The sequence below is a fragment of the Nocardioides sp. NBC_00850 genome (assembly GCF_045207335.1).
Lineage (GTDB): Bacteria > Actinomycetota > Actinomycetes > Propionibacteriales > Nocardioidaceae > Nocardioides.
Genome location: NZ_CP108845.1, coordinates 5,016,438 through 5,034,132, shown reverse-complemented (window position 1 = coordinate 5,034,132; position 17,695 = coordinate 5,016,438). Strand labels below are relative to the sequence as shown.

Genomic DNA, 17,695 nt, shown 5'->3' with positions numbered 1-17,695 from the left:
TCATGTCGCCTCTCGAGCCGAGGCGGTCCTCGCCGTGGGCGCCAGCGGGAAGGAGAGCACGAAGTCGGCGCCGCCGGAGTCGGCCTCGCGACACCAGACCGAGCCGTCGTGGAGCTGTGCGGTCTGTTCGACGATGCTCAGCCCCAGCCCGCTCCCGGTGGTCGCGCCGCGGGCGCCCATCCGGGCGAACCTGTCGAAGATGCGTTCTCGTTCGGCGGCGGGGACGCCGGGTCCGGAGTCGGTGACATGGATCTCGGCGTAGCCGCGTCGTGCGATCGCGCGCACCGCGGTCAGGCCGCCGCCGTGGGTCTCCGCGTTGCGCACCAGGTTGGCCAGCGCCCGGTGCACCTGGAGCCGGTCGGCATAGATCGCGAGATCAGCGGGGACGTCGACGGTGGCCCTGCCGCCGATCTCGGCCTCGGCGAGGGTCGCGGCGACCAGGTCCGCGACACCCAGCACCTCCCACTCCGACTCGCGCACGCCCGCGTCGAGTCGTCCCAGCGTGATCAGGTCCTCGAGCGCACCGCGGAACCGGTCCAGCTCGCCGGCCATCAGTCCGACGGCGGTTGCCGAGCTCGGCGAGAGCGTGCGGTCGCCCTGAAGGACTCCGAGACTTGTCGTGAGGGTGGCGACCGGCGTACGAAGCTCGTGGCTGACGTCGGCCGCGAAGCGGGCGTCATGGTCGAGGCGCTCGACGACGGTGTCGACCATCGTGTTGAACGACCCGGTGAGCGTGGCCAGGTCGGGGTCGTCGGTCGCCTCGACCCGGGTGTCGAGCTCTCCGGCGGAGATCCGGGCGGCGGCCAGCGCGACCTGCCGCAGCGGCCGCAGCACCCGCCGGGCCGCGTACCAGCCCAGGAGTCCGCCGGCGAGGGTGGTGATGGCCGCGGAGATCGTGACCGCGTAGCCCATCGTGTCGAGGGTCTCGCTGAGCTCCTTGGCGTGGGTGACCTCGTAGTAGTCGGCGTCTACCCCTTCGAGCGGGACGCCGACCACGATGTTGGGCCGGTCGCCGGTATCGGTCCACGACAGCGCGACCTCTCCGGCCTCGACGCTGGTCGCGACGTTGCTGGTGGCGTCGTGGACCCGCGTGGTGAGATCGGAGGAGTACCACTGGCCGTCCTGGTGGACGAACACCGTGGTGCGCCTCGGCGGGGCGATCTCGGACAGGACCTCGGCGACGTTCACGCCGTTCGTGCGCAGCCTTTCCTTGACCAGGGCAGCGTCGATGTAGGCCTGCTGCAATGCGTTCCGCTCGCGCTGGACGATCAGGTAGTGACGCGCCGAGAAGTAGGTGCTGAAGGCGAGGATCAGGCTGATCAGCAGTGCGCCGGCAGCGAACGCCGCCACGACGTTGGCGCGCAGCCCGCGCCTGGCCGGCCACCGGATCATCGCGGATCCAGCCGGTAGCCCAGCCCACGGACCGTCGAGATGACGCCGCCGGCCGCTGGGTCGCTGTCGACCTTGTTGCGCAACCGGCTCACGTGAACGTCGACGACCCGGACGTCGCCGTGGTGGCCCTCGGGCCACATCTGGCTGACCAGGTTCTCGCGGGTCATCACGCGGCCGGGGCTGGCCGTCAGCGCGAGCAGGAGCTTGAACTCCGTGCTGGTCAGGTGCAGGTCCTCGGCGCCGCGACGCAGGGTGGCGGCGGCCGGGTCGAAGACCAGTGGTCCGTCGGTCGAGTCGAGCACGATGCCCCCGACCGGCGTGAAGCCGCCCGAGGAGGACACGAGCGGGTAGTCCGGGCGCCGCAGCGCGGCCTTGATCCGGGCCCTGACCTCGGCGACGTCGAACGGCTTGCGTACGTAGTCGTCTGCTCCTGCCTCGAGCGCCGCGACCACATCCTTGGACCCGTCGCGGGCGCTGATCACGATGATGGGGGCGGTCGTCCGCGGGCGAACGCTGCGGATGAAGGTGAATCCGTCGATGCCGCCGAGCATCAGGTCGACGAGCATCACGTCGAACGGCTCGACGGCGTCCAGGTCGAGGGCGATCTCGGCATCGTCGGCCTCACCGACCACGTATCCCTCCTGCTCGAGGAAGAGCCGGAGAGAGGTACGCAGCCCGTAGTCGTCCTCCAGGATGAGCACTCGCTTGGCTGCCTCTTGCACGTCTCGCATCGTCTCACCCGAGCGGTCAGGAGGCCGATCCATGGCGGCCCACCCGCCGCAAGTGACACGAAACTGACATGAAACTGCGAAGGGCCCTCCATACAGCGTGGGCAGTGTGGACGGCATGAGCGAGGGGGACTTCTACCCGGTCGACGAGACCGTCGTCGTCCCGTTCTCCGACGCCACCTGCCTGCGGGCGATCCACAGCCTGCGTTGGCGGTTGGCGGAGATGCTCGCGGGCGGTCCCGAGGCGGTCGTGGTCGACCTGGCAGGTCTGACCGGGTTCTCCTCGACGACCGTCGCGGCGCTGCTGTGGGCCAAACGTCGCTGCGGGACGCGGGGCGTACCCCTTCGCCTCCGCAACGCGGATCCGGCGCTCGCCGGCCGGCTCCGCCGGGCCGGCCTCGACACCATCTGGGACATCCGGACGACTCCGGCCGCACCAGCCCCCACCCGAAAGGTCACTTGATGAGCGACCACGTCCACGAGACGGACCGTGAGGATGCGGTCGATCTGCTGACGCCGGACCAGGCGATGACCCAGGTACGGGCGTGGACGGACTCACGGGTCGTCGGCGACCGCGCCGCCAACCGGCTCGAGGTGCTCGCCGCCTTCGGTGTCCACGTGGCCCTCTCGAACCTGCCCGGCGAGATCTGGGTCAAGCTGGCGTGGCGTACGCCGACCCGGGTCGAGCTCTCCGCGGTCTGGACCCTCACCTCGATGCCCGCGGCGGCACCGGAGCCCTTCATCGCCGACAAGCTCACCGATCTGGCCAGCGCCTGGAGCTTCCAGCACCGCGCCGGCGGCGCCAGCCTGATCTGCGAGGTCGAGGACCCTCCCGGGCCCGAGACTCAGCGGTAGTCGTCGGGGAGCTGCGTGCCGATCTTGACCTGCGGCTTGGGCAGGCGCAGGGGGCGGATCTGGATCGAGCGCATGATCGCGTAGTAGGTGGTGCCCTTGAGGTCGTTGTCGGGGAAGCGGCGCTTGAGCTCCTTGCGGAGCAGGAAGCGCAGCGCGATCAGGTTGATGATCACGGTGGCCATCACGACGAGGGTGAAGAGCTGGGAGTACATCGCCAGCTCGAGGCTGATGTAGGGCACCACGAGCGCGATGATCAACACCGGGAGCACGATCTCGGCGAAGGTGAACCGGGCGTCGATCCAGTCGCGGATGAAGCGCTTGACCGGGCCCTTGTCGCGCAGCGGAAGGTAGCGCTCGTCGCCGGTCTTCATCGCCTGGCGCATCTTGTCGCCCTGCTCGGAGCGCTGGGCGCGGTTGGCGGCGTTGATCTCCTTGCGGGAGCGCGGCTGCTTGAGGCGCGCCTTGCGGGCAGCCTCCGCTTCCTTGCGCGAAGGAGTCGGACGACCCTTACCGGTCTCCTTGACCTGGTTCTCGGGCTCGACGACCTGCGGGGCGGGGGACTTGCGACCGAACAACGGGGTGACCTCTTACTGTTGGCTGGGACACATACAGGATATCCCGAAGGACCCTGACAGCGAGTTTTGTGGACCCGGCCTAAGGTGAGAGGCAACACTTGTCCTAGGACGACGAGAGTCCAGCGGCAAGCGACGACGCGGGGCGGCCGGCGGTCGGCCGCATATGAGAGGCGTAAAGGGAACCGATGAGTGTGATGAAGCGGCTGAGCCTGGTCTTCAAGGCGAAGGCAAACAAGGCGCTCGACAAGGCCGAGGACCCACGGGAGGTGCTCGACTACAGCTACCAGAAGCAGCTTCAGATGCTGCAGCAGGTGCGCCGCGGTGTCGCGGACGTCGCGACCAGCCGCAAGCGCGTCGAGCTGCAGATCAACGGGCTCAAGCAGCAGTCCGACAAGCTCACCCAGCAGGCCCAGAAGGCCATCGAGATGAGCCGCGAGGATCTTGCCCGCGAGGCCCTCACGCGCAAGAGCGGTCTCACCCAGCAGATGAACGACCTCAACACCCAGCTCGCGACCCTCCAGGGTGAGGAGGAGAAGCTCACCCTCGCCCAGCAGCGCCTGCAGGCCAAGGTGGAGTCCTTCCGCACCAAGAAGGAGACCATCAAGGCGACCTACACCGCCGCCGAGGCGCAGACCCGGATCAACGAGGCGATCTCCGGCATCGGCGAGGAGATGGGCGACGTTGGCATGGCCATGCAGCGTGCCGAGGACAAGACCCTGGAGATGCAGGCTCGCGCCGGCGCCGTCGATGAGCTGCTCGCCTCCGGTGCCCTCGACGACCTCACCGCCGGTCCCTCCGACGACATCACCCGCCAGCTCGACGCGCTCAGCTCGACCAGCGACGTCGAGGCCGAGCTCGCCGCGCTCAAGGGCCTCAACTCCCCGCAGCAGACCCAGGCGCTGCCCGGTGCCGACGCCAACGCGCCGGTCATCGATGTGGAGTCGACCGAGAAGAAGGCCGAGCAGTGATCGTACGCATCCTGGGCGAGGGGCAGTACGACCTCGACGAGGCCGCAGTCGACAAGCTCAACGAGCTCGACGCCGCGGTCGAGACCGCCTGCAAGGGCACCGACGAGGCCGTCTTCGACGCGGCCCTGGCGGCACTGCTCGATGGCGTACGTTCGTTGGGCACCGCCCACCCGGTCGACGCGATCGACTCCTCCGACCTGATCCTTCCCGGACCCGGCTCCACGCTCGCCGAGGTCTCCGAGATGCTCGGCGACGAGGGCCTCATCCCCGGCTGACCAGCAATGTCACGCTTCCAGGGTGATGCCGGGCTGACCGTCCGGATGACCACGGTGATGTTCCTGCTCGGCGCGCTGTTCGTCGGGCTCATCGTGGCGCTGATGTTCGTCATGCCCGCGCAGTGGGCGCCGATCATCGGCATCGTCGGGCTCGGCATCGCCTGGTGGCAGTGGTACGCCTCCGACACCCTCGCCATGCGCGCCATGGGCGCGCGCGAGGTGTCGGCCCAGGAGGCGCCCGAGCTGCACGCGATGATCGACCGGCTGTGCACGCTGGCCGACATGCCGAAGCCGCGGGTCGGGATCGCGCACACCGACATGCCCAACGCCTTCGCCACCGGCCGCTCGCCGAAGCGGTCCGCCGTCGTGGTGACCACCGGCATCATGCAGCGCCTGACCGCCGAGGAGCTGGAGGGTGTGCTCGCCCACGAGCTCTCCCACGTCGCCCACCGCGACGTGCTGGTGATGACCGTCGCCTCCTCGGCCGGCATCGTGGCCGGGATGCTGAGCCGCGGCTCCCAGTACGGTGCGTACGCAGGTGGCGGCCGCCGCGACAACAACAACGGTCTCCCGGTGTGGCTGGTGGTGCTGCTGGTCTCGCTGGCGGTCTACGCCGTGTCGTGGCTGCTGCTGCGGATGCTGTCGCGCTACCGCGAGCTGGCCGCCGACCGGGCCGGCGCGCAGCTGACCATGAAGCCGGGCGCGCTGGCCAGCGCGCTGCAGAAGATCACCGGCGAGATCTCCGCGATCCCGAGCCGCGACCTGCGGTCGTCGCAGGCGATGAACGCGTTCTTCATCGCTCCGGCGATCAGCGGCCAGTCGCTGCGTACGCTCACCTCGACGCACCCCTCGCTGGAGCAACGCCTGGAGCAGCTCGCCCGGATCGAGGCCGAGCTCGGCCGCCCGACCCAGTAGGGTCGGCGACGTGGGCTTCTGGGACGTCATCACGGGTCGTACGCGACCGAAGCAGGCCAACCTCGACGCACTGTTCGCGGTGCCGACCGCCGCGCTCACCATGCAGACCTCGCTCGGGCTGGTCCCGACCGGCGACGGAGCGGTCTGCTACCGGGCCGCGGCCGGCGCAGGGTTCGCCGGCACGCAGAGCGACATCGTCGAGCTGCTCGGCGTCTCCGAGAGCGCGCCGACGGTGACCACGAGCGTCGACGAGTTCGGCTTCACCTGGCTCAGCGTCGACCACGAGCCCCTGGACCCGGACAACCCCGACATCACCGGCCTGGTCACCGACCTGCACGCGGTCAACACCACCCTGGAGATGAACGGCTTCGGCCCGGGGCTGCTGTGCTCGCTGATCGCCTTCCGCGACAGCACGGGCGCCGACGGGCGCAGCGTCGGCCTGATCTACCTCTACAAGCAGGGCACCTTCTACCCCTTCGTCCCGACCGGCCCGCAGCAGCGCGACAACCTGCTCGAGATCAACGTCCGCAGCGCGATCGAGGGCGATCTTCCGGTCGAGAAGGACCTCTCCCGCTGGCTCGCCGTCTGGGGAGCCCCCGGGCTCTGAGACCTATGGAACGTGCACGGAGCTTCGGAGCGGTCGCGGAGGACTACGAGCGTTTCCGCCCCGGCTACCCCGAGGATCTGGTCGCGCTGGTGAGCGAGGTCGCCCACGGCCCGGTGCGACGGGCGATCGAGATCGGCGCCGGCACCGGGAAGGCGACCCGGACGTTCGCGGCCGCCGGGATCGAGGTGGTCGCCACCGACCCCGACACCGACATGCTCGGCGTGCTCCGGCGCGAGTGCGCGGGCCTGCCGGTGACCACCGTGCACGCTGCTCTTGAGGAGCTCGACCCGGCGGCGCACGAGCCGTTCGACCTGCTCTACGCTGCCGCCGCCTGGCACTGGACGGCGCCGGCGACGCGGTGGGACCTCGCCACCGCCCTGGTCCGCGACGGGGGAGCGGTGGCCTTCTTCGGCGGCCCGTTCGTGCTGGCCGACGACGAGGTCGCGGCCATCGAGGACGAGATGATCGCGGCGTACGCCCCGGAGGGCCGCCACCTGCCGCCGCCGTCCGCGGCTGACGCGCCGATGCTGTTCCCCGGGGACGAGATGCTGGCCGACGACCGGCTGTGCGACGTACGCCAGCGGGAGGTGCCGCGCCGGTTCACCCTCGCTCGTGCGGACTACGTGCGCCACCTCGACACCATCTCCGCGATCCGGATCCTCTCGGCCGCCGACCGGTCCGCGCTCTTCGCCGACCTGGCCGCGGTCCTCCCCGAGCAGGTGGAGGTGCGTGCGGACCTGATGGTCCACACCGCCCGCCGAGCCGACGACGCGCCTGATTCATAGGCTCCCCACAGCCGGAGCCGACCTCCCGCATAGCCACGCACACGACAGTCCTCTCGTCAGGCCTCCGGCGCCGCCGGGGCGTAGGAGAGAGGCAGTGTGGTGCGCAAGAGACTCACGGAGCGGTGGCGGAGGCTGGGGCGTACGGCCCGGATCCTGCTCGCCGCCGGGGTGGCGGCAGTGGTGGTCGGCGGCGGAGCGGGCGCGTGGGCGCTCACCCGCGAGGACACCGCGCAGGCGCAGGCGATGCAGGTCCAGGCGACGTCTGGGACCGTGAAGGAGACCGTGTCGGCCGGCGGCACCGTGGAGGCGGCCGAGACCGCCGACCTGTCGTTCGAGGTCTCCGGCACGGTGACGAAGATCTACGTTGCCGAGGGCGACACCGTGAAGAAGGGCGACCCGCTGGCCCGGGTGGACGACACCACCCTGGTCGCGGCCCGCACCGCGGCCGAGTCGGCCCTCACCGCCGCCCAGGAGCAGCTCGACACCGACGATTCCTCGGGAGCCTCCGACGTACAGATCGCCTCGGACGAGGCCGCTGTCGCGGCCGCCGAGGCCGACCTCGACTCCGCCCGCCAGGCCGTGGACGACGCGGTGCTGCGCGCCACGATCGGCGGCACGGTCACCGCCTTCGACATCGCCGTCGGTGATGTCGTGGGCTCGTCATCCGGCTCCTCGGGCACGTCCTCCGGCGGCTCCGGCTCGTCGATGGGCGAGGACTCGGGCGGCGCGAGCACGGACAGCTCCACGGACTCGACGAGCACCGGCACCGTCTCGATCGTCTCGGCGGGGGACCATGTCGTCGAGGCGACGGTCAGTGCGGACGACGCGGCCTCCCTGAAGAAGGGCCTGCAGGCGACCGTCACCGTCAACGGGGTCGATGAGGAGGTCTTCGGGACCGTCGCGACGGTCGGCAAGGTCGCCGAGACGAGCTCCTCGGGCGCCGCGGTCTTCCCGGTGAGCATCACGGTCACCGGTGAGCGCGACGACCTCTACCCGGGCACCTCGGCCACTGCCGAGATCACCGTGAAGCAGCGCGAGGACGTGCTCACCGTGACCAGCGCCGCGATCACGACCGACGGCGACCAGGCGTACGTCCAGAAGGTCGTCGACGGCAAGACCGTCAAGACGAAGGTGACCATCGGTGAGGTCTACGGCGCCACGACCGAGATCACCGACGGGCTCGCCGAGGGTGACACCGTCGAGATCGAGGCCTTCACCCGTCCCGGCGGCTCGAGGTCCGGGAGCCAGGAAGGTGGCCAGGAGGGCGGTTTCGGTGGCTTCGGCGGCGAGGGGGAGACGGGGCAGCTGCCCGGCGGCGGTCAGTTCCCGGGTGGCGGGATGCCCGACCAGATGGGTGGCGGTCGGTGAGCGCGAGCGCCCCGGTCGTCTCCGTGGACGGCGTACGGAAGACGTACCGGTCCGGATCGATCGAGTTCGAGGCGCTGCGTGGCGTCGACATGGAGATCGACGCAGGGGAGTACGTCGCCGTGATCGGGCCCTCCGGCTCCGGCAAGTCGACCCTGATGAACATCCTCGGCTGCCTCGACGTGCCGACCGAGGGCAGCTACCACCTCGGCGGCGAGGACGTCTCGACGATGTCGGAGGCATCCCTCGCCCACGTACGCAATCGGCGGATCGGCTTCGTGTTCCAGCAGTTCAACCTGCTGCCGAGCCTGCCGGCCTGGCGCAACGTCGAGCTCCCGCTGACGTACGCCGGCGTGCCCAGGTCGAAGCGTCGCGAGCGCGCCGCCCGGGCCCTGGCGCGGGTCGGGCTCGGCGACCGGCTCGAGAACCGTCCCGGCGAGCTCTCCGGCGGCCAGCAGCAGCGGGTCGCGGTGGCCCGGGCGCTGGTCACCGAGCCGGACATCATCCTGGCCGACGAGCCGACCGGAAACCTCGACTCGGGCTCGACCGAGGCGGTGCTCGCGCTGCTCGACGAGCTGCACGCGAGCGGGCGGACGATCGTGCTGATCACCCATGAGCACGACGTCGCCGCACGCGCCGGCCGCAGGCTGACCATCCGCGACGGCCTGATCACGGCCGACGAGCCGGTGCTGACCGGAGGTGCACGATGAGCTGGGCGGAGACCCTCGCGACCGCGTGGGACGCGGTGCGCTCGCACCGGCTGCGGTCGCTGCTGACGATGCTCGGCATCGTCATCGGCATCGCCTCGGTGATCCTCACCGTCGGCCTCGGCCAAGGTGCGCAGGACCAGGTCAAGAGCCAGATCAGCGCGCTGGGGAGCAACCTGCTGATCGTCTCGCCGGGTTCATCCACCGACTCCTCGGGCGTACGCGGCGGTTTCGGGTCGGCCTCCACGCTGACCCTCTCCGACGCCGAGGCTCTCGATGACGACGCGGCCGCGCCGGACGTGAAGGCGGTCGCCCCGGTGACCACCTCGAACGCTCAGCTCGACACCGCCTCGACCAACTGGACGACCTCGCTGGTCGGTGCCACGACCACGTGGCCGCAGGTGCGCAAGCGCGAGGTCGCCACCGGCCGGTTCTTCACCTCCGAGGAGGTCGCCTCTGGCGCCAAGGTCGTAGTGCTCGGCGCGGACACCGCCGCCGAGCTCTTCCCCGGGCCGGCCAGCCCCGTCGGGGAGACGGTCTCGGTCGGCGGCACCGCGCTGACCGTCATCGGGGTGCTGGAGTCGACCGGCGCGAGCTCGTCGGGCTCCACCGAGGACGACACCGCGGTCACTCCGATGGGCACCGCGAAGTCGCTCACCGGCTCGACCAGCAGCTCGGTCTCGACGGTCTACGTCGAGGCGGTCTCCGACGAGGCCCTGCCTGCGGCCTACCAGGAGATCAACGCGCTGCTGCTCAACCTGCACGGCGTGAGCGCCGACGAGGCCGACTTCTCGATCTCCTCGCAGGACTCGCTGGTCGAGACCGCCAATGCCACCAACAAGACCCTGACGGTGCTGCTCGGCGGCATCGCGGCGATCTCGCTGCTCGTGGGCGGCATCGGCGTCATGAACATCATGCTCGTCTCCGTCACCGAGCGGATCCGCGAGATCGGTCTGCGCAAGGCGCTCGGAGCGACCCCGTCGGTGATCCGGCGCCAGTTCCTGGCCGAGGCATCCCTGCTCGGCCTGGCCGGTGGTGTCGTCGGCATCGTCATCGCCGCCGTCGGCGCCTGGGGCCTTCCCGGCCTGATCGACCAGCCCGTCTCCCTGTCCCTCCTGGCCACCGCCGCCGCGCTGGTCACCTCCTTGGCGCTCGGCGTCGGCTTCGGGGTCTACCCCGCCGGCAGGGCCGCTCGCCTGACCCCGATCGACGCGCTCCGCAGCGAGTGACACCACCATCTCGACGTACGAAGGAATCTCGATGACCAACACGTTCACACCCGGCGCGCGAGGCACTCGCACGCTGTCGCTCGTTGCCCTCGCCACGGTCGGGCTCATCGTCCTGAGCGGCTGTAGCGCCGACGGCGACGCGGCCACGGACCAGCAGGGACAGGGGTACGGCCAGGGGCAGGGTCAACGGCAGGGACAGGGGATGGGCGGCGGCATGCCGGGTGCCTCCGGCGAGATCGCCGCCATCGAAGGCAGCACGCTCCAGGTCCAGAGCAGCGACGCCCAGACCGCGGTCACCTACACCGACAAGACCACGATCAGCCAGCAGGTCAGCGCCGCGCTGGCCGACGTCACGGTCGGCAGCTGCGTCACGGTCACGACCGCCGACGGCGCCGAGTCGAGCGAGACCGTCGTGACCGCGGGCACCGTCCGGATCACCGACAAGGCCGACGGATCCTGCGCCGGCGGCTTCGGAGGTGGTCAGCGGCCCGAGGGGATGCCCAGCGACATGCCGAGCGACATGCCTACCGATCTGCCCAGCGACATGCCTGAGGGGATGCCGTCGGGCGGTCCCGGGGGCATGGGCGGTGGCATGGGCACCTCGGGTGAGGTGACCGCGGTCAGCGACTCGGGCTTCACCGTGGCGGCGACCTCGCGCGACTCCGAGGAGACGACCTCGGTGAGCGTGTCGGTCGGCTCCGAGACCACCTACACGACGACCAGGACGGCGACGAAGAGCGCTCTGGTCGTCGGCACCTGCGTGACCGCCACCGGCGAGGCCGACGAGACCGGGGCGGTCACCGCCGAGCGGATCTCGGTCTCCGACCCGGTCGACGGCGAGTGCAGCACCGGCTTCGGTGGCCGCAGCGGGATGCCGGGCGGCGCGCCGGGCCAGGACGGGGCGTCCTCGTGAGACGCGTCTCGCGGACCTGGGTCAAGGCGGCCTCCGGTGCCGCGGCGCTGATCGTGGTCGCGGGCGGTGGCTACACCGCGTACGCAGCGACCGCCTCTTCCTCGGCCGGCTACCGCACCGCCGCGGTCACCACCGGCGACGTGGAGCAGACCCTCTCGCTGACCGGAACCGTCGCGCCCAACGGCCGCGCCGACCTCGCCTTCGCCACCGACGGGACCGTCGAGACCGTCGTCGCCGAGGGCGACACCGTGAAGAAGGGCCAGGTGGTGGCCCGGTTGGACCGTACGTCCCTGAAGAAGTCGCTCACCTCCGCCAAGGCCGCGCTGGCCGCGGCCCGGGCGCAGCTGGAGAGCGACAAGGAGGCCCAGGTCTCCGGTGTCACCTCATCGGAGGGCTCAACGTCCTCCTCCGGGACCACCGCCTCGCCGAGTTCGGTGACCGGCTCCTCGGGTGGGACCGTCTCCGCGCTCTGGACCGGGGCCACGTCGTCGGCCGTGCACACCGCCTCGACCGACGCGACCGCCGACCTGGTCGCCAAGGTGAAGGAGCTGCAGGACGCGGTCGTCTCGGCCCAGAAGGCACTCGACACGGCCGACACCCGGCTCGGCAGCGCGCAGACGGACCTCGCCTCGGCCCAGGAGAAGCTGGCCGCGCTGGTCGCCTCCGGCGGCACCCTCGACGAGGGCGGCGAGCTCGCCGCCGCGCTGAAGGCGGCCCAGGAGTCTTGTGCCGAGGAAACCTCCACCTCCTGCCAGGGGGACCTGGAGACCGCGCTCGGTGCCCAGGACGCTGCCGGCGGGACCGTCTCCGAGGTCGTCGCGCTGCTCGGCTCGGCCCAGTCGGCTCTCAGCGATGCCAAGGCGGCGGTGAAGACCGCGAAGGCCGACCTGCTGGACTACAGCGCGCAGCTCGACGAGACCCTCGCGGCTGCCGGTTCGTCCGGCGGTCAGAACCCGGACCAGTCCGGCGGCGGCCAGCCCCAGCAGGGGGCCGAGCAGCCCTCCGGTGGTGCGGGCGGTGCAGGCGGGGAGTCCGGTGCCGGAGGCGAGCCCGGTGAGATACCCAGCACCGGTGGCTCCCAGGAGCAGAGCGGCAGGGAGGACCAGAGCGGTTCGAACGCCTCCGGCGCAGGCGAGAGCGTGACCGCCGCGACCCTGGCCAAGGACCAGGCCGAGATCGACCAGGCGAAGGCCGAGGTGGCCGTGGCAGAGGCGGCGCTCGCGGGCGCGGTGCTGAAGGCGCCGGCAGCGGGCACGGTCGCCTCCATCGCGGTGAAGGAGGGAGACAGCGCCTCGGCCGGCACCGCGGCGGTGACGCTCATCGCCGCGGGCCTGACCAGCGTCGAGCTGACCGTCAGCGCCACCCAGGTCGAGCAGCTCGAGACCGGCCAGGTCGCCGCCGTCACCCCGGCGGGCGCCGAGAAGGCCCTGCCGGGCAAGGTCACCCTGGTCGGCCAGGTGCCTGACACCTCCTCGGGGAGCAGTACGTTCCCGGTGACGGTCACTCTCGACGAGACGGGCCTCGACCTTCTCGCCGGCAACATGGCCACGGTCGAGGTCGTGGTCGGCTCCGCGGAGGATGTCGTGACGATCCCGGCCTCGGCCCTCTCCAACGGCTCGGTGCTGGTTGTCGACGGCGACACGACCCAGCGCCAGCGGGTCACCACCGGCCTACTCGGTTCCACCCGGATCGAGGTCACCGACGGGGTGAAGGAGGGTCAGCAGGTCGTCCTGGCGGACCTCTCCCAGGACCTGCCCAGCGGTGACACCTCCGAGCAGCAGGGCTTCGGGCGCACGGGCAGCGGTGTCGTCCAGATGCCCGGTGGCGGGCCCGGAGGACAGCTGCCGGGCGGTGGTCAGCGATGACATCGACACGCCACAGCGACCTCACAGGCACCACACAGCAAACAGCCGCATGATGGGGTCATGAGTGCTGGAGGAAAGGACCTGACCCGCGCCGACGGCTCGCCGCTGCGGGTGCTCGTCGTCGACGACGAGGTGAACATCGCCGAGCTGATCGCGATGGCGCTGCGGTTCGAGGGCTGGGAGATCGCCGTGGCCCACTCCGGCTCCAAGGCCGTGGCTGCCGCGAAGGAGACCGCTCCCGACGCGATCGTGCTCGACTGGATGCTGCCCGACTTCGACGGGCTCGAGGTCCTGCGCCGGGTGCGGTCGACCAACCCGGCCGTACCCGTCCTCTTCCTCACTGCCAAGGACGCGGTCGAGGACCGGGTCGCCGGGCTCACCGCGGGCGGTGACGACTACGTGATCAAGCCGTTCTCGCTCGAGGAGCTCGTCGCCCGGCTGCGTGGGCTGATGCGGCGGGCCGGCGCGACCCGGGTCGAGGAACACTCGGTCATCCGCGTCGGCGACCTGACGATGGACGAGGACTCCCGGGAGGTGCACCGTGGCGACGAGGAGATCACCCTCACCGCCACCGAGTTCGAGCTGCTCCGCTTCCTGATGCGCAACCCCCGCCGGGTGCTGTCCAAGGCCCAGATCCTCGACCGGGTCTGGTCCTACGACTTCGGTGGCCAGGCCAACGTCGTCGAGCTCTACATCTCCTACCTGCGCAAGAAGATCGACGCCGGGCGGGAGCCGATGATCCACACCATGCGCGGCGCGGGCTATGTGCTGAAGGCCGCTGAGTGAACGAGCGTCAGCGAGTGAACCATCAAAGTCTCGCGCGACCACGTCCGTACTCTGGCGCTTGCGCGACGGAGGTGGTCGCGTGAACGTCCAGCTCAAGCGGCTGGTCGCGCCGCTGAGCTCGCGCCTGGTCATCACCGCGGTCTCCCTGGTGCTGGTCGTCTCGCTCCTGATCGCCACCTTCGCCACGATCGCGCTGCGCGAGACGTTGATGGACCGCCTCGACCGGGACGTCAAGGAGATGGCGGGGTCGGTGAGCCGCCCGAGGCCGGCGGGCATGATCAATGTTCCGCCGGGTGCGATCCGAGCGCTCATCCCAGCCTCCTCCGCCGCGGACAGCCAGGTCGGTGGTTTCGACCCGGACGCGGACGACGAGCTGTCCGACGCAGACCTGGAGGTTCTCGAGGATGTACGTGTCGACGCCCGCCTACACGATGTCGAGCTGGATCAAGGCAGCTTCCGCGTGATCGCCCAGTCCGGATTCCTCGACACCGGCGAGCAGGCGGTACAGGTCGTCGGGATGTCGACCGACGAGGTCGACAACACCATCGAGAGCCTGATCTTCTGGGAGGCACTGCTGACCCTGCTGGGAGTGGTTGCCGCCGCGGGCGTCGGCTACTTCGTCGTACGCCGCCAGCTCAGCCCGCTGCGAGAGGTCGCCGCCACCGCGCACACGGTCGCCGCCCTGCCGCTCTCCTCCGGCGAGGTCTCGGTGACCGAGCGGGTGCCCGAGCGGCTCACCGACGAGGACACCGAGGTCGGCCAGGTGGGCGCCGCGCTCAACTCGCTGCTCGACCACGTCGAGACATCGCTGGCCGAGCGTCACCGCAGCGAGCAGCAGGTACGCCAGTTCGTCGCCGACGCCTCCCACGAGCTGCGCACCCCGCTGACCACCATCCGCGGCTACACCGAGCTGGCCCAGCAGCGACCCGAAGCGGTCCCGACGGCGCTCGGCAAGGTCGAGGAGGAGTCGCTGCGGATGACCGCGCTGGTCGAGGACCTGCTCCTGCTCGCGCGCCTCGACCAGGGCCGCCCGCTCGCCCGCGACTCGGTCGACCTGACCCGGCTGCTCCTGGAGGCAGTCGACGACGCCCGCGTCGTCGACCCCTCTCACACCTGGTGGCTCGAGCTGCCGGCCGACGCCGACTCCGGTGATGCCGAGGTGATCGTCACCGGCGACGCCCAGCGCCTCCACCAGGTGATCAGCAACCTGCTCACCAACGAGCGCCGGCACACGCCCGCCGGCACCACGGTCACCGTCCGCGTACGTCCTGACGGCTTCGACGTCCACGACGACGGCCCCGGCTTCCCTCCGGCCCTGGTCCCGCACGCCTTCGAGCGCTTCACCCGCGCCGACGAGGCCCGTCAGCGCGACGGCGGCGCCGGCCTCGGCCTCGCCCTCGTCCACGCCATCGTCACCTCCCACGGCGGCACCGTGACCCTCGCCAGCGCCCCGGGAGACACCACGATCGCCGTACGCCTCCCGCGCTCGTCCGAAGGTTGAGGTGGGGTTTTCCCTACCCGGTTCGGCTCCTTGAGCCCATCGTGGGGAAGCGGCGGGTTCCTTAGCGTCGAAGGGTGACATCAGCCACCCGAAACCCAGGAGCCATCGCATGACCACACCAGCCCTCGAGGTCACCGGCCTCACCAGGACCTACGGCACCGGCGCGGCCGCCGTGCACGCGCTCAACGGACTCGACCTGGCCTGCGCGCCGGGCACCTTCACCGCCGTGATGGGGCCCTCCGGCTCCGGCAAGTCCACCTTCCTGACCTGCGCCGGAGCGCTGGAGCAGCCGACCGGCGGCCGGGTCGTCATCGCCGGCCAGGATGTCACCGAGCTGACCGAGGCACACCGGACCAGGCTGCGCCGCGAGCGGATCGGGTTCGTCTTCCAGGGCTTCCACCTGCTGCCCTACCTGACCGCCGAGCAGAACGTCGCGCTGCCGCTGCGGCTGGCCGGGGGCCGGATCGACGCGGCTGCCCGCCGTCGGATCCGCGAGCTGCTCGATCGCGTCGGCCTGGGAGATCGCACCGGCCACCTGCCGGCGCAGCTCTCCGGCGGCCAGCAGCAGCGGGTCGCGATCGCCCGAGCGCTGGTGACCGGTCCCGACATCGTCCTCGCCGACGAGCCCACCGGAGCCCTCGACTCCCACACGGCGGCCTCGGTGCTCGCCCTGCTCCGAAGCCTCGTCCGCGAGCTCGGTGCGACCGTCGTGATGGTGACCCACGACCCCGTCGCCGCTGCGTACGCGGACAGCGTGGTCTTCCTCGTCGACGGCCGTGCCGTGGGGCGGATGGACAACCCCGCCGCCGAGGCCGTCGCCGGCCAGATGGCACATCTCGACGAGCTCACCGCCCGGGCCGAGCGGGAGATGGTGTGATGTTGACCCTGGCACTGCGCTCGCTGCGACACCGCGCCACCGCCATGACCGCGACCTTCGTCGCGATCCTGCTGGGCACGGCGGTGATGGGTTCGTTCACGCCGCTGATCCAGATCGCCCTCGAATCCGGCACGCCGAGCGCCGAGCGGGAGACCCTGCTCGTCCTCGGGGGAGTGGTCGGAGCCTGGGGCACCGTCATCGCGCTCTTCTCGATCGTCTCCACCGTCGGCGTCACCGTCCGGCAGCGCGAGGTCGAGATCGGCCTGCTGCGCACCGTCGGCGCCGAGCCCCGTCAGGTACGCGCCCTGGTACGGGCGGAGACGCTCGTGGTCGCGCTCGTCGCCGCCGTCCTCGGCGCCGTAGTGGCGAGCCTGACCAGCCGAGCCCTCCTCGACCTGCTGCAGTCAGGTGGCGTCGTCAGCGAGCAGGTCGCCCACTCGGGCGGCTGGGTCGCACTCGCCGCGACCGTCGTCCTGCTCCTGCTCGTCTCCCTGGCCGCCTCCGGCCTGGCCGGGTCACGTGCCTCCCGCGGACCGGCGACCGTCGCCCTCTCCGAGGCCAGGACGGGCACGGGACGCATCGCCTGGTGGCGGTGGCTGGTGGCCGTGGTCGCCGTCGGCCACGCCACGACCATGGTCGTGATGACCATGGCCACGGGCAAGGACGCCGCCGACCCGTACGACGCGATGGCGATGACCGGCTCCCTCGGCCTCCTGGTCGCGGTGGGTCTCGCCGCCCTGGCACCGCTGCTGCTGCGGGCCGGGAGCTGGGCGCTGCGGCCGCTGCTGGGCGGCACGAGCGGTCACCTGGCGGCGTACAACACCTCGCGGAGGTCCCACCTGCTCGCCGGTGTGCTCGCGCCGGTGATGGTGCTCTCCGCCGCCGCGGTCAGCATCCTGATGCTGGTCGGGATCGACGAGCGTACGCTGCCCACCGGTCTGCCCGCGGAGGTCACCGAGGGTTACGAGACGATCAACCTGCTCAACAACGTGGTCACCGCGATGATCTGCGCGTTCGCCGCGATCATGGTCGTCAACGCCTTCGCCGCCCTCCTCGCCGACCGGCGCCTTGAGCTGCACCGGCTGCGGTTGCTCGGCGCCACCCCCGGCCAGGTACGCGGTTCCATCCTCGCCGAGGCCGGTGTGGTCGCCGCGGTCGGCACCGTCATCGGCCTGCTCGCCGCCCAGGCGACGATCGTCCCCTTCGCCTACGTCCGGGGTGAGGGCCTGGTCCCCGACGCACAGCTCTGGCTGCCGCCCCTGCTGATCGCCGGTGCCGTGGCGCTGACGCTGGCCTCCGCGGCCGGTGCGACGAGCCGGGCATTACGCACGACGTCCGGCGCCCGCTGATGT

At 71.0% G+C, this 17,695-nt stretch carries 19 protein-coding genes; 16 read left to right on the top strand and 3 right to left on the bottom strand.

The features are described 5' to 3' along the window. Positions 1-1,392: an ATP-binding protein gene (locus OH802_RS24435; RefSeq protein WP_406022949.1), complete on the bottom strand. Its 1,392-nt coding sequence runs from the start codon at positions 1,390-1,392 to the stop codon at positions 1-3. Continuing rightward, positions 1,389-2,123, bottom strand: a complete 735-nt coding sequence (locus OH802_RS24430) for a response regulator transcription factor (protein ID WP_406022947.1) — start codon at positions 2,121-2,123, stop codon at positions 1,389-1,391. The genes OH802_RS24435 and OH802_RS24430 overlap by 4 nt, the downstream gene beginning before the upstream one ends. Positions 2,124-2,238: 115 nt before the next feature. Between OH802_RS24430 and OH802_RS24425 the strand changes: the two genes are divergently transcribed. Then, entirely contained in the window at positions 2,239-2,583 is a 345-nt protein-coding gene (locus tag OH802_RS24425) for an STAS domain-containing protein (RefSeq protein ID WP_406022945.1), read from the top strand. Beyond that, positions 2,583-2,975 carry a hypothetical protein gene (locus OH802_RS24420; protein WP_406022943.1) on the top strand — a complete coding sequence of 131 codons (393 nt, stop codon included), beginning with the start codon at positions 2,583-2,585 and terminating at the stop codon, positions 2,973-2,975. The genes OH802_RS24425 and OH802_RS24420 overlap by 1 nt, the downstream gene beginning before the upstream one ends. On the opposite strand, the gene OH802_RS24415 is transcribed toward OH802_RS24420, so the two are convergent. Continuing rightward, positions 2,966-3,550, bottom strand: a complete 585-nt coding sequence (locus tag OH802_RS24415; RefSeq protein WP_406022941.1) for a DUF3043 domain-containing protein — start codon at positions 3,548-3,550, stop codon at positions 2,966-2,968. The genes OH802_RS24420 and OH802_RS24415 overlap by 10 nt on opposite strands. A gap of 185 nt (positions 3,551-3,735) precedes the next feature. Between OH802_RS24415 and OH802_RS24410 the strand changes: the two genes are divergently transcribed. The 14 genes from OH802_RS24410 to OH802_RS24345 all read left to right on the top strand — a co-directional run bounded on the left by OH802_RS24410 (position 3,736) and on the right by OH802_RS24345 (position 17,692). Further along, positions 3,736-4,518 carry a PspA/IM30 family protein gene (locus OH802_RS24410; RefSeq protein WP_406022939.1) on the top strand — a complete coding sequence of 261 codons (783 nt, stop codon included), beginning with the start codon at positions 3,736-3,738 and terminating at the stop codon, positions 4,516-4,518. Further along, entirely contained in the window at positions 4,515-4,793 is a 279-nt protein-coding gene (locus OH802_RS24405; protein ID WP_406022937.1) for a hypothetical protein, read from the top strand. The genes OH802_RS24410 and OH802_RS24405 overlap by 4 nt, the downstream gene beginning before the upstream one ends. Positions 4,794-4,799: 6 nt before the next feature. Next, entirely contained in the window at positions 4,800-5,708 is a 909-nt protein-coding gene (htpX, locus tag OH802_RS24400) for a zinc metalloprotease HtpX (RefSeq protein WP_355017991.1), read from the top strand. A 10-nt stretch (positions 5,709-5,718) separates the two neighbouring features. Continuing rightward, positions 5,719-6,315, top strand: coding sequence for a hypothetical protein (locus OH802_RS24395; RefSeq protein WP_406022935.1), 597 nt, complete (start codon positions 5,719-5,721; stop codon positions 6,313-6,315). 5 nt (positions 6,316-6,320) lie between these two features. Beyond that, on the top strand, positions 6,321-7,100 hold the full coding sequence (locus tag OH802_RS24390) for a class I SAM-dependent methyltransferase (RefSeq protein ID WP_406022933.1): 780 nt from the start codon (positions 6,321-6,323) through the stop codon (positions 7,098-7,100). Between the two features lie 99 nt (positions 7,101-7,199). Beyond that, positions 7,200-8,468 carry an efflux RND transporter periplasmic adaptor subunit gene (locus OH802_RS24385; RefSeq protein WP_406022931.1) on the top strand — a complete coding sequence of 423 codons (1,269 nt, stop codon included), beginning with the start codon at positions 7,200-7,202 and terminating at the stop codon, positions 8,466-8,468. Further along, entirely contained in the window at positions 8,465-9,175 is a 711-nt protein-coding gene (locus OH802_RS24380) for an ABC transporter ATP-binding protein (protein ID WP_406022929.1), read from the top strand. Before OH802_RS24385 ends, OH802_RS24380 begins: the two co-directional genes overlap by 4 nt. Further along, positions 9,172-10,401 carry an ABC transporter permease gene (locus OH802_RS24375; RefSeq protein WP_406022927.1) on the top strand — a complete coding sequence of 410 codons (1,230 nt, stop codon included), beginning with the start codon at positions 9,172-9,174 and terminating at the stop codon, positions 10,399-10,401. Before OH802_RS24380 ends, OH802_RS24375 begins: the two co-directional genes overlap by 4 nt. 31 nt (positions 10,402-10,432) lie before the next feature. Then, positions 10,433-11,314, top strand: a complete 882-nt coding sequence (locus OH802_RS24370; protein WP_406022925.1) for a hypothetical protein — start codon at positions 10,433-10,435, stop codon at positions 11,312-11,314. Next, a complete protein-coding gene (locus OH802_RS24365) occupies positions 11,311-13,179 on the top strand; it encodes an efflux RND transporter periplasmic adaptor subunit (protein ID WP_406022923.1) in 1,869 nt (622 codons plus the stop codon). Before OH802_RS24370 ends, OH802_RS24365 begins: the two co-directional genes overlap by 4 nt. A 60-nt stretch (positions 13,180-13,239) precedes the next feature. Beyond that, positions 13,240-13,965 (top strand): response regulator transcription factor, encoded by a 726-nt coding sequence (locus OH802_RS24360; protein ID WP_406022921.1) that lies wholly within the window; start codon positions 13,240-13,242, stop codon positions 13,963-13,965. A gap of 79 nt (positions 13,966-14,044) precedes the next feature. Further along, entirely contained in the window at positions 14,045-15,466 is a 1,422-nt protein-coding gene (locus OH802_RS24355; RefSeq protein WP_406022919.1) for a sensor histidine kinase, read from the top strand. 109 nt (positions 15,467-15,575) lie between these two features. Continuing rightward, positions 15,576-16,343, top strand: a complete 768-nt coding sequence (locus tag OH802_RS24350; RefSeq protein WP_406022917.1) for an ABC transporter ATP-binding protein — start codon at positions 15,576-15,578, stop codon at positions 16,341-16,343. After that, positions 16,343-17,692: an FtsX-like permease family protein gene (locus OH802_RS24345; RefSeq protein ID WP_406022915.1), complete on the top strand. Its 1,350-nt coding sequence runs from the start codon at positions 16,343-16,345 to the stop codon at positions 17,690-17,692. Before OH802_RS24350 ends, OH802_RS24345 begins: the two co-directional genes overlap by 1 nt. The last annotated feature ends 3 nt before the right edge of the window (positions 17,693-17,695 follow it).

Bases quoted from the DNA above. Each gene is read 5' to 3' on its own strand.
- OH802_RS24435 (WP_406022949.1), bottom strand. From the start codon at position 1,392: ATGATCCGGTGGCCGGCCAGGCGCGGGCTGCGCGCCAACGTCGTGGCG.
- OH802_RS24430 (WP_406022947.1), bottom strand. From the start codon at position 2,123: ATGCGAGACGTGCAAGAGGCAGCCAAGCGAGTGCTCATCCTGGAGGAC.
- OH802_RS24425 (WP_406022945.1), top strand. From the start codon at position 2,239: ATGAGCGAGGGGGACTTCTACCCGGTCGACGAGACCGTCGTCGTCCCG.
- OH802_RS24420 (WP_406022943.1), top strand. From the start codon at position 2,583: ATGAGCGACCACGTCCACGAGACGGACCGTGAGGATGCGGTCGATCTG.
- OH802_RS24410 (WP_406022939.1), top strand. From the start codon at position 3,736: ATGAGTGTGATGAAGCGGCTGAGCCTGGTCTTCAAGGCGAAGGCAAAC.
- htpX (WP_355017991.1), top strand. From the start codon at position 4,800: ATGTCACGCTTCCAGGGTGATGCCGGGCTGACCGTCCGGATGACCACG.
- OH802_RS24390 (WP_406022933.1), top strand. From the start codon at position 6,321: ATGGAACGTGCACGGAGCTTCGGAGCGGTCGCGGAGGACTACGAGCGT.
- OH802_RS24375 (WP_406022927.1), top strand. From the start codon at position 9,172: ATGAGCTGGGCGGAGACCCTCGCGACCGCGTGGGACGCGGTGCGCTCG.
- OH802_RS24370 (WP_406022925.1), top strand. From the start codon at position 10,433: ATGACCAACACGTTCACACCCGGCGCGCGAGGCACTCGCACGCTGTCG.
- OH802_RS24360 (WP_406022921.1), top strand. From the start codon at position 13,240: ATGAGTGCTGGAGGAAAGGACCTGACCCGCGCCGACGGCTCGCCGCTG.
- OH802_RS24350 (WP_406022917.1), top strand. From the start codon at position 15,576: ATGACCACACCAGCCCTCGAGGTCACCGGCCTCACCAGGACCTACGGC.
- OH802_RS24345 (WP_406022915.1), top strand. From the start codon at position 16,343: ATGTTGACCCTGGCACTGCGCTCGCTGCGACACCGCGCCACCGCCATG.